The organism is Agrococcus beijingensis (assembly GCF_030758955.1).
Taxonomy (GTDB): Bacteria; Actinomycetota; Actinomycetes; order Actinomycetales; family Microbacteriaceae; genus Agrococcus; species Agrococcus beijingensis.
The window spans coordinates 190,128-204,616 of the sequence record NZ_CP132360.1 but is presented as its reverse complement, the minus strand read 5'-3'; the positions used below and the strand labels follow the sequence as shown (position 1 = coordinate 204,616).

Here is a 14,489-nt window from a genome sequence, read left to right as displayed (position 1 = left end):
CTGCTCCTCTCACACGACCGCGGTCATGCCGCCGTCGACGTAGATCGTCTGGCCGTTGACGAAGGCGCTCGCGTCGCTCGACAGGAACACGAGCGTGCCGACGAGATCCTCGACCCTGCCCCATCGCCCGGCGGGCGTGCGCTGTGCGACCCACGCCGAGAACTCCTGGTCGTCGACGAGCTTCTGGGTGAGCTCGGTCGCGAAGTAGCCCGGGGCGAGCGCGTTGACGCTGATGCCGTGCGGGGCGAGGTCGGCGCAGAGGCCCTTCGTCAGCATGACGATCGCGCCCTTCGTGGCGCTGTACGGCGCGATCGAGGGGCGGGCGAGCTGCGACTGCACGCTGCCGATCGAGACGATGCGGCCCGAGCCGCGCTCGATCATGCCCTTCGCCACCCGGCGCGAGAGCAGGAACGCGCTCGTCAGGTTGGTGGCGACCAGGTCGTGCCAATCCGCGTCGGTGAACTCGGCGATCGGGTTGCGCCGCTGGATCCCGGCGTTGTTGACGAGGATGTCGGGGGTGCCGAGCCGCGCCTCGACGTCGGCGATCCCGGCATCGACCGCAGCCGCATCCGTCACGTCGAAGATCGCGACGTGCGCCTCGCGGCCGGTCGAGCCGGCGATCTCGGCGGCGGCCCGCTCGGCCTTCCGGCGGTCGCGGCCGTGCACGACGACGGTCGCGCCGGCCTCGGCGAGGCCCTGCGCGAGCGCACGGCCGATGCCCTGGCTCGAGCCGGTGACGAGCGCGATGCGGCCCGTCAGGTCGAACAGCGCGGTGCCTCTGGAAGTCGTGCGGTCGGGAGGCATGCCGTCGCCCATCAGTAGAACTCCTTCGTGCTCATCACGTTGTGCAGCGGCTCGCCGTCGAGCAGGCGGGTCGCGTTCGCGGCGAAGAGCTCGGCGATGCGGCGGGGCTCCTGCCGCGAGAGCGCCGCCGTGTGGGGGCTGATCAGGACGTTCGGATGCGTCCACAGGGCGCTGTCGTGCGGCAGCGGCTCGGTCGCGGTGACATCGAGGGCGGCGAAGCCGACGCGCCCGGCGTCGAGGGCGGTCAGCAGCGCGGCCTCGTCGACCACGGTGCCGCGGCCCACGTTCACCAGGATCGTGTCGTCGCGGACGCCGCCGAGGACCGCCTCGCCGAGGAGCCCCTCCGTCAGCTCGGTGCCCGGCAGCGTGTTGACGATCGCGTCGACCTGCGCGGCGGCCTCGGCGAGCCGCTCGATCGGCACCAGCCGGTCGACGTGCGCGACCGGCTCGTCGCGGCGGGTGGTTCCCCAGACGGTCGCGCCGAGCGCCGAGAACCGCGCGGCGCAGACCTTGCCGATGCCGCCCGTGCCGACGATGAGCACGGTCATCTCGCCCACGTGCCGCATCATGCGGCGGCCGTCGGACCAGTGCCGATCCGCCTGGTCGCGCTCGAGCCGGCGCAGGTCCTTCGCGCCCGCGAGCACGCCGAACAGCGCCCACTCGGCGAGGGTCGACGCGTGCACGCCGGCGCTCGTGGTGACCGCGACGCGCGCGAGCTCCGCCTCGCTGAGGCGCGCGGCGCGCACCTGGCCGCCGCCGCCGGCGGCAGTCGTGTGCACCCAGCGCAGCCCCGCGTTGCCGCGCACGGCGCGGGTCAGCGCCACCGGGTCGACGTCCGGGATGCCGAAGAGCGCATCCGCCCCGTCGAGCATCGCCTCGTAGGCGCTCTGCCGCTCTGGCGTGCGCTCCCAGTCGGGGTCGCCCTCCCAGTCGCCGTGCCAGCGCCACGGCCGCGTCAGCGAGGTGTCGCGCAGCAGCTCGACGCGAGGCTCGAGCTCGCGGATGCGGTCGGCGGATGCGTCGTCGAGGGTCACGGCGGCCGCGACCTTCAGGGTGTGCTCTGGCATTGCTGTCCTCCCGAATCACCCTACTGGCGGTCCGGGAGGCTCACGGCCGGTCAGCCCTGCCGCAGGCGCGGTCCGAGCTGGTCGGCGAAGAACGCGAAGAAGGCATCCGGGTCGGGGCCGCCGTCCATGAGCGCGAGGTGGTCGAAGCCGGCTTCGCGGAAGCCGTCGAAGACCTCGACGTGCCGCTCGACGTCGGGGCCGCAGGCGAACGCATCCGTCATGTCGTCGACGCGAACGTGCTGCGTCGCCTGGTCGAACGCGGTCGGGTCGGGCAGCTCGGCCAGCACCTTCCAGCCCAGCGGCCCGAAGCGGAACCGGCGGTGCGCGGCCTCGGCGCCGGCGCGCTCGTCGGGCGCGAAGGCGGTCGGCACCTCGCCGTAGCGCGGACCGTCGCCGCCCACGGCCCGCCACGCCTCGAGCAGCGACGCGTCGGGATCGGTGGCGAACAGCCCGTCGCCCAGCTCTGCTGCGAGCGCCGCCGCCTGCGGCCCGCCGGCCGCCACGACGATCTCGGGCAGCGCATCCGGCAGGTCGTAGACGCGCGCATCGTGCAGCTCGAGGAACTCGCCGCGGTACGAGTGGGTGCCGCCCGACCACAGCAGCCGGATGATCTCGATCGCCTCGCGCAGGCGCTGATGACGGTCGCCCACCTCGGGCCAGCCCTGGCCGACGATGCGCTCGCTGAGCCGCTCCCCCGCGCCGACGCCGAGCGTGAAGCGGCCGTCGGAGATGATCTGCAGCGTCGCCGCCGCCTGCGCGATGATCGCCGGGTGGTAGCGGATCGAGGGGCAGGTGACGCCGGTGGCGAGCCGCAGCGTCAAGGTCTTCGCCGCGATCGCCGACAGGATCGCCCACGCGAACGGCGAGTGCTGGTGCTCCGGCAGCCAGGGATGGAAGTGGTCGCTGATCTCGACGAAGTCGAAGCCGACCCGCTCGGCCTCGACGGCTCGCCTGATCAGCTCGTTCGGCGCGACGTCCTCGGCGAAGAGCTTGTACCCGATCTGCATGCCGAGACGCTAGGAGCCGCGGCTGGACGTGCGGTGGGCACGTGTCGCCGAACGGACGACGAACGCCGCCCCGCCCGAGGGCGGAGCGGCGTCGTCGTCCGGGCGTCGCGTTCCCGGAAGTCATGTCACCAGTTGTGCATCGACCCGTCGAGCAGGCGTGCCACCGGCAGGTAGGCGGGCGCGTAGCCGTGGCCGGCGCCGGCCTCGTCGTCGTACTCGACGCCCAGGCCGACGGCCTCGCCCGGCTTGAGGAGCCCATCCTCGAACGAGTAGTCGGTGCGGAACACCTCGTGCGTCGCCTTGGAGTGCTTCATGTACTCCTGGATGCCGAAGTTCGGGATCGCGATGCCGAGGTGGATGGCGGCAGCGAGGCCGACCGGCGAGACGTCGGTCGGGCCGTGGACGCCCGACTTGATCTGGTAGACCGAGGCGTAGTCGAAGATGCGGCGCAGCGCCGTGATGCCGCCCGCGTGCGTGATGGGGCTGCGCACGTAGTCGATCAGCTGCTCCTCGATCAGCTCCTTGTAGTCCCAGATCGTGTTGAAGATCTCGCCGATCGCGAGCGGCGTGGTGGTGTGCTCGCGCACGAGGCGCAGCGCCTGCTGGTTCTCGGCCGGCGTGACGTCCTCGAGCCAGAAGAGGTCGTAGGGCTCGAGCAGCTTGCCCACCTTGGCCGCCTCGATGGGCGTGAGGCGGTGGTGCGCGTCGTGCAGCAGCGGCAGCTCGGGGCCGAACTCGTTGCGCACGGCCTCCATGACGGTCGGGATGTGGCGGATGTAGGCGCGCGTGTCCCACGACTCCTCGACGGGGCGCTCGCCCGGGCGGGCGGGCTCGTGGTCGTAGCGGGTCGTGACGCCCATGCCGCCCTGCTGCGCGTTGGCGCTCGAGGCGACGCCGTAGACGCTCGGGAGGCCCGGCACGCCGGTCTGCACGCGGATGGCGCGGTAGCCCTCCTCCTGGTGCTCGCGGATCGAGTCGAACAGCTCGGGCAGCTCGGCGCCGGAGGCGTGGCCGTAGACCAGCAGGCCCTCGCGCGAGCGACCGCCGAGCAGCTGGTAGAGCGGCATCTTGGCGACCTTGGCCTTGATGTCCCACAGCGCCGTGTCGACGGCGGCGATCGCTGCCATCGTGATCGGTCCCCGGCGCCAGTAGGCACCCCGGTAGAGGTACTGCCAGGTGTCCTCGATGCGGTGCGCGTCGAGGCCGATGAGCAGCGGCACGACGTGGTCCTGGAGGTACGAGGCGACCGCCAGCTCGCGACCGTTGACGGTCGCGTCGCCGAGGCCGGTGTAGCCGTCATCGGTGGTGATGCGCAGCGTGACGAAGTTGCGTCCGGGGCTCGAGACGAGCACCTCTGCCTTCTCGATCTTCATGTCATGACTCCTTGATGGGTGGGGTGGATGCGTCTGCTCGCGTCGCGAACGCTGCAGTCGAGAGCGAGGGGTCGATGGTGCGGAGAGCCTCGGTCTCGGTGCGGCGCTGCTCGATCTCGGCAACGATCTCACGGTGGCGGGCATCCGTCAGGGGGTAGAGCACCATGACGCCGACGGCCAGCAGCGAGAAGATCGCCGGCACGAGGCCGACGGCGGCGCGGATGGCGAGGTCTGCCGCCTCCGACTGCTCGGCGGCGCCCGCGACGTAGCCGCCCACCGCCAGTGCGTAGGCCGCGAGCGCGCCGCCGATGGCCTGGCCGGTCTTCCGGGTGAACGAGAACAGCGCGTAGATGATGCCCTCGGCGCGCACGCCGGTCTTCCACTCGCCGTACTCGACGGTGTCGGCCTCGAGCGCCCACACGAGCATGCCGTTGAACGAGACGCCGAGGGTCGCGATCGCGAGGCCCGCGAAGCCGAGCCACGGCAGCGTCGTCGGAGCCATGAACGCCGTGACGCCGCCGAGCACGACGACCGCGCCGCCGAGCATGTAGGCGTTGCGCTTGCCGAGCGTGCGCACGATCCACGGCATCATCGCCCCGATGCCGAAGGTGCCGATGATCTGCACGATCGACACGGCGGCGTAGAGCTCGATCGCCTGCAGCACGTCGCGCAGGTAGTAGAGCTGCACGGTGCTCATGGCGAGCATGCCGGTGAGGAAGAAGAACGATGAGATGCACAGCATCGCGAGCGGGCGGTTGTGCTTGAGGATCGCGAAGCTCTGGCGCATCGTGACCTTCGTCACGTCGCGGCGCACGGTCTCCTTGGCGGTGAAGAACGTGAACATGTAGAGCGCGAAGCCGACCACCACGAACCCGAGCGTCATGAAGGTGAAGAGCGTCTGCAGGTCGCGCTCCGGCGTGATGAGCGGAGCGACCACGATGCCCAGCACCGCGCCGACGATCACGGCGCCGATGGTGCGGGCGCTCGACAGCCTCGCGCGCTCGGAGGAGCTCTGCGTCATCGCCCCGGCGAGCGAGCCGTAGGGGATGTTGACGAGGCTGTAGGCCAAGCCCAGCGCCGCGTACGTGAGGTACGCGTAGATGAGCATGCCGGTCTCGCCGATCTGCGGCACGTTGAACGTGAGGAAGCTCAGCAGCAGCAGCGGCAGCGACCCGAACAGGATGAACGGCCGGAACTTGCCGAACCGCTTCGAGTAGGTGCGGTCGACGATGCGGCCGGCGAAGACGTCGGCGAACGCGTCGAAGATGCGCACCACGAGCAGCAGGGTGCCGGCCGCCGCAGCGCCGATGCCGGCGACGTCGGTGTAGTAGACGAGCAGGAACATCGTCGCGGTCGTGAACGCGAGATTGTTGGCGGCGTCACCGGCGCCGTAGCCGATCAGCGTCTTCGCGCTGAGGCGGCCTGCCTGCTGGTTCGTCGCCGGCTTCGCAGCCGTGTCGTTCGACGTCACTGTCATCTGGTTGGGATCCCTTCGCGCCATCGCGTACGCGTCGTTGCGTGGAGTGGGTGCTCCGATCGCCGGTCGGCGATCCCTCGATCATGGCAGTGTTCCGAGTGGTTGGCAAGCGGTTGCCAACCTTTGCCTGGAAACGCGTCGGAAGGTCAGCCGGAGGTCGGCGCCGCGGCCCTGGCGGAGGCGAGGATCTCGGCGTCCTGCGCGAGTCGCGGGTCGACCAGATCGAGCAGGGCGGCGACCGGATCGGCCGCGGATCGCGCGACGTCGATCTGGGCCGCGGCGGCATCGGCTGGCGCCGAGCCGTCCAGGGCGAGGGCGAGCCACGCCGTGAGCGCACGCAGCGAGGCCGCGCCCGAGCGTCCGGCGGCGCGCTCGGCCAGGAGCACCGGAGCGATGCGCACCCGCAGCTTGGCGACGCCCTCCATGCCGATCTGCGCGAGCCGGTGCTCGATGCGCGCGTTGTCGAAGCGGTCGAGCAGTGCAGCCCGGTAGGCGTCGAGGTCGAGGCCCTCGGGCAGGTGCGCCGCGGCCTCATCCCAGAGTCCGTCGACCGCGGCCCGCAGCTCGGGGTCGGCGACCGCGGCGGCCACCGTCTCGTGGCCCCCACTGAGCCCGGTGTAGGCGAGCAGCGTGTGCGCGCCGTTCAGCAGCCACAGCTTGCGGCGCTCGAAGGGCTCGATCTCATCGACGAAGCGCGCTCCGGCGGTCTCCCAGGCGGGTCGGCCGGCGGGGAACTCGCCCTCGAGCACCCAGTCACGGAACGGCTCGGTGACCACCGGCGAGGCGTCGGCGAAGCCGGTCAGCCGCTCGGCCGTCGCAGCGTCGGCGGGCGTCGATCGGGGCGTGATCCGGTCGACGGAGGTCGACACGAACGACACCTCGTCGCGGATCCAGGCGGCGGTCTCGTCGAGGCCTGCCAGCGCTGCGAGCGCGGCCGTGCCGTTCGCGACGAGCGCGCCGTTGTCGGGCATGTTGTCGCAGGGGACGACCGCGAGCGGGCCGACGCCGGCGGCGCGGCGGGCGTCGAGCCCGGCGACGAGCCTGCCGAGCGTCGTGGCGGGATCGCCGCCGTCGCGGAGCGCCTCGACGTCGGCGGCGACCAGCGGGTCGCTCTCGTCGGGCGAGCCGTCTGCGCGCAGGCGGTACCCGGGCTCGGTGATGGTGATCGTCACGATCGCGGTCTCGGGAGCGGCCAGCAGCGCGGTCAGGCGCCCGACGTCGTCGCCGGAGACTGCCTCGACGATGCTCGGCACGATCTCGGCGCGGTCGGCGTCGCCGTCGCGGACGATCAGGGTGAACAGGCCGTCCTGCGGCCGCAGCTCGTCGGCGACGGCGGGGCTGCGCCCGGTGAACGCGGCGATGCCCCAGTCGGCGGCGTCGTCGGCGTTGGCGGTGTACCAGGCCTGGTGGGCGCGGTGGAATGCGCCGAGCCCGAGGTGGACGATGCGGACGGGCGCCGCTTCGGCGGCGAGGCCGGCGTCGGCGAGCGCCTGGCGGGAGATGCGATCGGTCACAGCTTGAAGACCCTCCTGGGCGAGCCGTCGACGAGGTCGACGACGATCTGGGCCGCGGTGTCGCGGTCGATGCGGCCCTCGATCACGAGCCGGGCGAGGAACGCGGCGTCGAGGCGCCGAGACATGTCGTGCCGGGCGGGGATCGACAGGAACGCGCGGGTGTCGTCGATGAAGCCGGAGCCGCGGGAGAACCCGGCGGTCTCGGTGACGGCCGCGCGGAACCGCAGCACCGCATCCGGAGCATCGATGAACCACCACGGCGCCCCGATGTAGACCGACGGGTAGAAGCCCGCGAGCGGCGCGATCTCGCGCGAGTAGACCGTCTCGTCGATCGTGAAGAGCACGAGGTGGAAGGACGGGTCGTCGCCGAAGCGCTCGAGCAGCGGGCGCAGGTTCTCGACGTACTCGACGGCGACGGGGATGTCGTGGCCGGTGTCGGGGCCGTAGGAGCGGAAGGTCGAGCTCGAGTGGTTGCGCGCGACGCCCGGGTGCACGGTCATCACCAGGCCGTCCTCGACGCTCATGCGAGCCGACTCCAGCAGCATGTGGCCCAGCAGCTCGCGCGCGTCGGCGGGGCTGATCGTGCCGGCGACCGCCTGGGCGAAGAGCGCGCTCGCGCCCTCGACGCCGAGGTCGACCGTGTAGGGCTCGAGCACGCCGAAGTCGGCCGAGACGGCGCCGTGCTCGACGAAGTGGCGGCGGCGGCGCTCGAGCGAGTCGAGGTAGCCGCGGAAGTCGTCGGCCTCGTGGCCGCCCCATTCGGCGAGCCTGCGCACGTTGTCGGCGTAGCCGGGCGCGAGCGGGTTGAGGTAGGCGTCGGGGCGGAACGTCGGCAGCACGCGGCCCGTGAACGTCGGGTCGTCGGCGAGCGCGCGGTGGGCGGCGAGGTCGTCCATCGGGTCGTCGGTGGTGGCCATCACGTCGATGCCGAAGCGCGCGAACAGCGCCCGGGGGCGGAACTCGTCGGTCTCGAGCGCGGCCTGGACGCGGTCGTACAGCGCGTCGGCGTTCTCGGGCGAGGGGTGCTCGTCGATGCCGAAGAGGGTCGCGAACGTGTGCTGCAGCCAGTACCCGGATGCGGTGCCGGCGTAGAGGCGCCAGTGGGCGCAGAAGGTGCGCCACACGTCGCGCGGCGCGGCGACCGGTCGGCCATCGGCATGCGGGATGCCGAGGTCGGCGAGCTCGACGCCCGCCGCGTGCATCAGGCGCGTGACGTAGTGGTCGAAGCGGATGAACAGCTGCGCCGGGTCGGGGAAGGGCTCGTCGTCGAGCAGCAGCCGCGGATCGACGTGGCCGTGCGGCGACACGATCGGCAGATCGGCGACCAGCGCGTAGAGCTCCCGGGCGATCTCGCGCGTGGCGGGGTCGGCGGGGAGGAGGCGGTCGGGATCCAGGCGCAGCGTCATTGGCACAGGTGCAGTGAACCGCACTGCGCGCGCCTTGTCAACCGGTTGCCAAATCGCGGCCTCCGGTGCCAGACTGCACCCAGCAGCGTTGCATCGTCGCGACGCTCGACGATGGGAGACCAGGTGGCAGTGATCGGCGTCCAGGCGATGATGCTCAAGGACAGCGTTGCGGAGCACGGGGCGTTCGAGACGCTCCGTCGCGTACGCGAGATCGGCTACCGGGCGGTGGAGATCTCGCAGATCCCCCTGACGCCCGAGAACGTCGCCGAGATCGCCAGGGCACGCGACGAGCTGGGCATCGACATCGCGTCGATCTCCGCCGGCCTCGAGCCCTCGCCCGCCGGCAACGACGCGCTCACGACCGACTTCGACAAGATCGTCGCCGATGCCAAGGCGCTCGGCGCGACCATGGTGCGGATCGGCATGCTGCCGTTCGACGCCATGGCGAGCCTCGAGAAGGTGCTCGCCTTCTGCGACGCGACCGAGCAGATGGCCCAGCGGCTCGCCGAGCACGGCATCGGCCTGTACTACCACAACCACCACATCGAGTTCGCGAAGTACGACGGGCGCTTCCTCCTCGACATCATCGCCGACCGCTCCCCCACCGTCGGGCTCGAGCTCGACGCCCACTGGCTGCAGCGCGGCGGCGTCGACCCGCAGCGCACGATCGAGCGCTTCGCGGGCCGCGTCGCCATGATCCACCTGAAGGACTACCGGATCGGGCAGCTGCCGCCCGAGGCCTTCGGCGCGCTCGCCCAGGGCGACTTCGCGACCTTCATGCAGGCGTTCACGGGCGTCGTGCAGTTCGCCGAGGTCGGCGAGGGCAACCTCGACTGGCAGGGCATCATCCCGACGAGCATCGACGCGGGCGCGAAGTACCTGCTCGTCGAGCAGGACGACCTGTACGGCCGTGACGTGTTCGACTGCCTGCAGACCTCGTACGACAACCTGGTCGCGCTCGGCTTCGCCGACCTCTTCTGATCGCGAACGGCCCACGCTCCGCGGAGCGTGGGCCGTCGTCGTGCGCTGGGAATCGGCGAGCGGGAGCTAGCTTCGGGCGCGCCCCGAGGATCCGCGGATGACGAGCCGCGACACCGGCGGCTCGATGCGCTCGGGCTCCGTGTCGTCCTGCAGCATGTCGAGCAGTCGTCGCACCGCGAGCTCGCCCAGCACCATGAGCGGCATGCGGACGGTCGTGAGCGGCGGCGAGGTGAAGTCGGAGCCGAAGACGTCGTCGAAGCCGACGATGCTGAGATCCGACGGGATGTCGAGACCCTGCTGCTGCGCGGCGCGCAGCAGCCCGATCGCCATCACGTCGTTGTACGCGACCACCGCGGTCGCGCCGGTCGCCACGATCCGCGGCAGTGCCTCCGTGCCCATCTCGAGCGTCGGGCGGTTCGGGCCCAGCACCTCGATCTCGACACCCCGCCGAGCCGCGACGGCGCGGATGACCGCCTCGCGGTGCCGGCTCATCCATGACGTCTGCGGTCCCGAGAGGTAGACGATGCGGCGATGGCCGAGCAGGTGCAGGTGCGCGACCGCCTCGTCGATGCCGGGCTCGACATCACCGATGACCGACTCGACGTCGTCGACGGCGCGGTTGATCAGCACCATCGGGCGATCCTCCGCGGCCTGCGCGATGCGCTCGTCGTCGAGGCGGCTGGCCGCCAGCACCAGGCCGTCGACACTCGAGATCATGCGGTCGACGGCGGTCGCCTCGAGCTCCCCGCTCTCCTGCGACTCGGCGAGCAGCAGCGTGTACCCGCGCTCGGAGGCGGCCTGCTGGGCACCGCGGACGATGCCCGCGATCATCGGGTTGGTGATGTCGGAGAGGATCAGGCCCAGCGTGCTCGTCCTGCCCGTGGGCAGCGCTCGTGCCATGGGGTTGAGGCGGTAGCGCAGGTCGCGCGCGGCGGCGCGCACCTTGGCCTCGGTCTTCTCGTTGATGCGGCCGGGCGAGTTCAGCGCCCGGGAGACGGTCGAGGGGTTGACCCCGGCCAGCTTCGCGACGTCGTAGATGGTCGGCGCCGAACCGCCGCGGCGGCGCTCAGGTGAAGACATGGTCCATGCCTCCCTGGTCCGCGGCTGACTGCACCTGCATCCTATGACGATCGGCGCACGCTCCGATCCGCGCGGCCCTCGCCTCAGGCACTGGCCGACTCGACGGAGGGCACGGCCTCCGAGTCGAGCAGCTCGCGCCGCTCCCGCCGGCGCACGGCCTGCCGGTCGGGGTCGGGCACGGGCGAGGCGAGCAGCAGCCGCTTCGTGTACGGGTGGTGCGGGTGCCGCGTGACCTGCTCGGCAGCGCCGTGCTCGACGATGTCGCCGCGGAAGAGCACCGCCACGTCATGGCTGATGTGCCGCACCACGTCGAGGTCGTGCGAGATGAAGAGGTACGACACCCCGGTGTCGCGCTGGATCTGCAGGAACAGGTCGAGCACACGGGCTTGGGTCGACAGGTCGAGCGCGCTGACCGGCTCGTCGCAGACGATGAGCTTCGGGCTGAGCGCGAGCGCCCTGGCGATCGCGACGCGCTGCCGCTGACCGCCCGAGAACTCGCGCGGCAGCCGGTGGATCGCGTCGCTCGGCAGCCCGACCTGGTCGAGCAGCTCGGCGACGCGCGCCTTCGCCGCAGCACCGGCGATGCCCTGCACCACCAGCGGCTCCGCCAGGATCGCACCGACCTCCATCGACGGGTTCAGCGACGTGTACGGATCCTGGAACACGACCTGCATGTGACGGCTGAGCCGCTTGCGCTCGGCACGCCGGACGTGCGTGGCGTCCTTGCCCTCGAAGGTGATCGTGCCGCCCGTGACCGGGGCGAGACCCAGGAGCGCGCGACCGATGGTGGTCTTGCCCGAGCCGGACTCCCCCACCAGCCCCAGCGTCTTGCCGGGCTCGATCGACAGCGAGACCTCCTTGAGGACCCGGATGGGTGCGGCCCGGAACCCGCGGCCGGGGTACTCGACGACCAGGCGGTCGACCTCGAGCAGCTTCGTGGCGGTCATCGGTCCGTCCCCTCTCGGCCGCGTCCGGCATCCGTCAGCATGGTCATGGGCTCCTTGCCCTCGAGCATCGCGCCGAGCAGCATCTGCGTGTACGGATGCTGCGGGCTGCCGAGGATCTGCCGGACATCGCCCGACTCGACCACGCGACCGGCCTGCATCACGACGACGCGGTCGGCGATGTCGGCGACGACGCCGAAGTTGTGCGTCACGAGCAGCACGCCCATGCCGATGCGCTGCTGCAGGCCGCGCAGCAGGTCGAGCACCTCGGCCTGCACCGTCACGTCGAGCGCTGTGGTCGGCTCGTCGGCGATCACCAGGTCGGGCTCGCAGCTGATCGCACCGGCGATGAGCACGCGCTGCGCCATGCCGCCCGAGATCTCATGCGGGTGCATGTCGTAGATGCGCTCCGGGTTCTGGATGCCCACCTGGTCGAGCAGCTCGATCGCCCGGGCCTTCGCGGCCTGCTTCGACAGCCCCATCACCTTGCGGAGCGGGCGGGAGAGCTGGTGGCCGATCGTGAAGTTCGGGTCGAGGTTCGACATCGGCTCCTGCGGGATGTAGGCGATGCGCTTGCCGCGCAGCGGCGCGAGGCGCGACTGCTCGACCTTCGACTCACCCGGCGCGACGGTGTACTTGCCGTCGAACTGGATCGAGCCCGCCACGATCTCGGCGTTGTCGGGCAGGAGGCCCAGGATCGAGAACGCCGACTGCGACTTCCCCGAGCCCGACTCGCCCACGATGCCCAGCACCTCGCCGCGGTCGACGTAGAAGGAGACGTCGTCGACCACGCGCTTCGTGCTGCCGTCGGGCTGCGGGTAGCCGACGGCCAGGCCGCTCACGCGCACCAGGTGGTGCTCCGTGCCCTCGTCGACGGCGGCGACGCCCTTGGCGCGGCCTGCGCGCACGATCGGCGTCATCGCCGTGATCGCGCCGGTGGCGATGTCGGTGACGCGACGCTTGCGCTTGACCTTCTGCTGGTCCTCGAGCGCGTCGCGCAGGGCGTTCGCGAGCAGCACCAGGGCGCCGATCGTGAGGCCGATGAGGATGACCGGCGGCCAGATGAGACCGGGCGCGGCATAGATGTTGCGGAAGCCTTCGTTGACCATCGACCCCCAGCTCGCCTCGGTCGGGTCGCCGAGGCCGAGGAACTGCAGCCCGGCCTGGATGGCGATCGCGACGCCGACGACGACGGCGGTCTGGATGATGATGGGCGCCCGCACCACCGAGAAGATGTGGCGGCCGATGATGCTGGCGTCGGAGAGCCCCGCGACACGGGCGGCGTCGACGTAGAGCTCGTTGCGCACCGACTGCACGGCGCTGCGCGTGAGCCGGAAGTAGCCGGGGCTGAGCAGCACGCCGAAGATGGCCATCGAGATCCACACCGACGGGCCGAGCGCGGCGCGCACGGCGAGCAGGACCACGATGCCGGGCAGGCTCATCAGCATGTTCGCGGTCCAGCTGGCGAGCGAGTCGAACCAGCCGCCGTAGTAGCCGGCGAGCAGGCCGGAGGGCAGGCCGATCGCGATCGCGACGACCGCGCAGAGGATGCCTGAGAGCACGGTCAGCTGCGTGCCGTAGAGCAGCCGGCTCAGCACATCGCGACCGGCGGAGTCGGTGCCGAGCAGGTGCTCGGGCGACGGCGGCGCGAGCGGCACGAGGATGTCGGCGAAGTTCTGGTCGTACGGCGCCAGCAGCGGGCCGATGGCCGCGGTGACCAGCAGCAGCCCGAGCAGCACGATCGAGCCCAGCCCGAGCGGGTTGCGCAGCAGCTTGCGGATGATGTGCGGACGGACGACGGCGCCCGCCTGGCCCGCGGGGGCCTGCGGCGTCACTGCCGCGCTGGTCTCGCTCATGCGACACGCACCTTCGGGTTGAGCCAGCCGTTCAGGAGATCGACGAGCAGGTTGACGATGACGACGATGATGACCGTGTAGAGCACGACACCCATGACGACCGGGACGTCGCCCAGCTGGGTGGCGCTCACGGCCAGGTTGCCGATGCCGGGGATGGCGAAGATCTTCTCGATGATCACGAGGCCGCCGAGCATGCCGATGAACTGCAGGCTCAAGACGGTCAGGCCGGCCGGGCTGGCCCCGCGCAGCACGTGCTTCAGGAGGATCTCGCGCTCACCGAGGCCGCGGCTGCGCAGCGTGCGCACGTAGTCGCGCTCGTACTGCTTGATCACGGCGGAGCGGATCTGCTGCGCGCTGGAGGTCACCGCGTTGATGACGATGGCGATCACCGGCAGCAGCAGCGAGAGGAACCAGGCGGAGGGCGGCGCGTTCGGTGTGATGGTGCTCACCGCCGGCACCCACTTGAGCTGGATCGCGAAGACGAGCACGAGCAGGATCGCCAGCACGAAGCCCGGGATGGCGTCCCCGACGACGGCGGAGACCTGCAGGGCCTTGTCGAGCCAGCCGCGCTTGACGGCCGCGGTCACGCCGATGATGAGGGCGATCAGGGCGGTGAAGATGATCGCGACGACCATCACCGTGAGGGTGACGGGGAGCCGCGTGGCCACGGCCTGCGAGACCGTCTCGGCGCCGAACCAGGAGCGGCCGAGGCTGCCGGTGATCGCGCCGCCGGCCCAGGCCAGGTAGCGCTGCCAGAGCGGCTGGTCGAGACCGAGCTCCTGCTGCTTCAGCAGCACCTGCTCCTCGGTCGCGGTCTCGCCCAGGATGTTGCGGGCGATGTTGGTGCCGGAGGCGAACATCAGGGCATAGGCGAGCGCGCTGATGACGACCAGCAGGAGGAGGCCTGATCCGAGTCGTCGGAGGGCGAAGGTGAGCATGTCGACTCCCTTGTCGATGCGTGGTGCTTGGGGTGTGGAGGG

12 protein-coding genes are annotated in these 14,489 nt (G+C 71.2%); 1 reads left to right on the top strand and 11 read right to left on the bottom strand.

From position 1 onward, the window contains the following. Positions 1-9: 9 nt before the first annotated feature. The 7 genes from Q9250_RS00925 to uxaC all read right to left on the bottom strand — a co-directional run bounded on the left by Q9250_RS00925 (position 10) and on the right by uxaC (position 8,648). On the bottom strand, positions 10-816 hold the full coding sequence (locus Q9250_RS00925) for a glucose 1-dehydrogenase (protein ID WP_306232700.1): 807 nt from the start codon (positions 814-816) through the stop codon (positions 10-12). Next, a complete protein-coding gene (locus Q9250_RS00920; protein ID WP_306232699.1) occupies positions 816-1,871 on the bottom strand; it encodes a D-2-hydroxyacid dehydrogenase in 1,056 nt (351 codons plus the stop codon). Before Q9250_RS00920 ends, Q9250_RS00925 begins: the two co-directional genes overlap by 1 nt. A gap of 50 nt (positions 1,872-1,921) precedes the next feature. Next, a complete protein-coding gene (locus tag Q9250_RS00915) occupies positions 1,922-2,878 on the bottom strand; it encodes a TIGR03557 family F420-dependent LLM class oxidoreductase (protein WP_306232698.1) in 957 nt (318 codons plus the stop codon). A 125-nt stretch (positions 2,879-3,003) separates the two neighbouring features. Further along, positions 3,004-4,251, bottom strand: a complete 1,248-nt coding sequence (gene manD, locus Q9250_RS00910; RefSeq protein ID WP_306232697.1) for a D-mannonate dehydratase ManD — start codon at positions 4,249-4,251, stop codon at positions 3,004-3,006. Between the two features lies 1 nt (position 4,252). After that, positions 4,253-5,728 carry a glucuronide transporter gene (gene uidB, locus Q9250_RS00905; protein WP_306232696.1) on the bottom strand — a complete coding sequence of 492 codons (1,476 nt, stop codon included), beginning with the start codon at positions 5,726-5,728 and terminating at the stop codon, positions 4,253-4,255. A gap of 146 nt (positions 5,729-5,874) precedes the next feature. Continuing rightward, entirely contained in the window at positions 5,875-7,242 is a 1,368-nt protein-coding gene (locus Q9250_RS00900; RefSeq protein ID WP_306232695.1) for a mannitol dehydrogenase family protein, read from the bottom strand. Further along, a complete protein-coding gene (gene uxaC, locus Q9250_RS00895; protein ID WP_306232694.1) occupies positions 7,239-8,648 on the bottom strand; it encodes a glucuronate isomerase in 1,410 nt (469 codons plus the stop codon). Before uxaC ends, Q9250_RS00900 begins: the two co-directional genes overlap by 4 nt. Before the next feature lie 111 nt (positions 8,649-8,759). On the opposite strand from uxaC, the gene Q9250_RS00890 reads away from it, so the two are divergent. Beyond that, entirely contained in the window at positions 8,760-9,629 is an 870-nt protein-coding gene (locus Q9250_RS00890; protein WP_306232693.1) for a sugar phosphate isomerase/epimerase family protein, read from the top strand. Between the two features lie 66 nt (positions 9,630-9,695). On the opposite strand, the gene Q9250_RS00885 is transcribed toward Q9250_RS00890, so the two are convergent. From Q9250_RS00885 to Q9250_RS00870, 4 genes are all read right to left on the bottom strand, one after another. Further along, on the bottom strand, positions 9,696-10,709 hold the full coding sequence (locus tag Q9250_RS00885) for a LacI family DNA-binding transcriptional regulator (protein WP_306232692.1): 1,014 nt from the start codon (positions 10,707-10,709) through the stop codon (positions 9,696-9,698). Positions 10,710-10,792: 83 nt separating this feature from the next. Continuing rightward, entirely contained in the window at positions 10,793-11,656 is an 864-nt protein-coding gene (locus Q9250_RS00880; RefSeq protein WP_306232691.1) for an ATP-binding cassette domain-containing protein, read from the bottom strand. Then, positions 11,653-13,509 carry a dipeptide/oligopeptide/nickel ABC transporter permease/ATP-binding protein gene (locus tag Q9250_RS00875; protein WP_306232690.1) on the bottom strand — a complete coding sequence of 619 codons (1,857 nt, stop codon included), beginning with the start codon at positions 13,507-13,509 and terminating at the stop codon, positions 11,653-11,655. Before Q9250_RS00875 ends, Q9250_RS00880 begins: the two co-directional genes overlap by 4 nt. Beyond that, positions 13,506-14,447 (bottom strand): ABC transporter permease, encoded by a 942-nt coding sequence (locus Q9250_RS00870; protein WP_306232689.1) that lies wholly within the window; start codon positions 14,445-14,447, stop codon positions 13,506-13,508. The genes Q9250_RS00875 and Q9250_RS00870 overlap by 4 nt, the downstream gene beginning before the upstream one ends. Between the last annotated feature and the right edge of the window lie 42 nt (positions 14,448-14,489).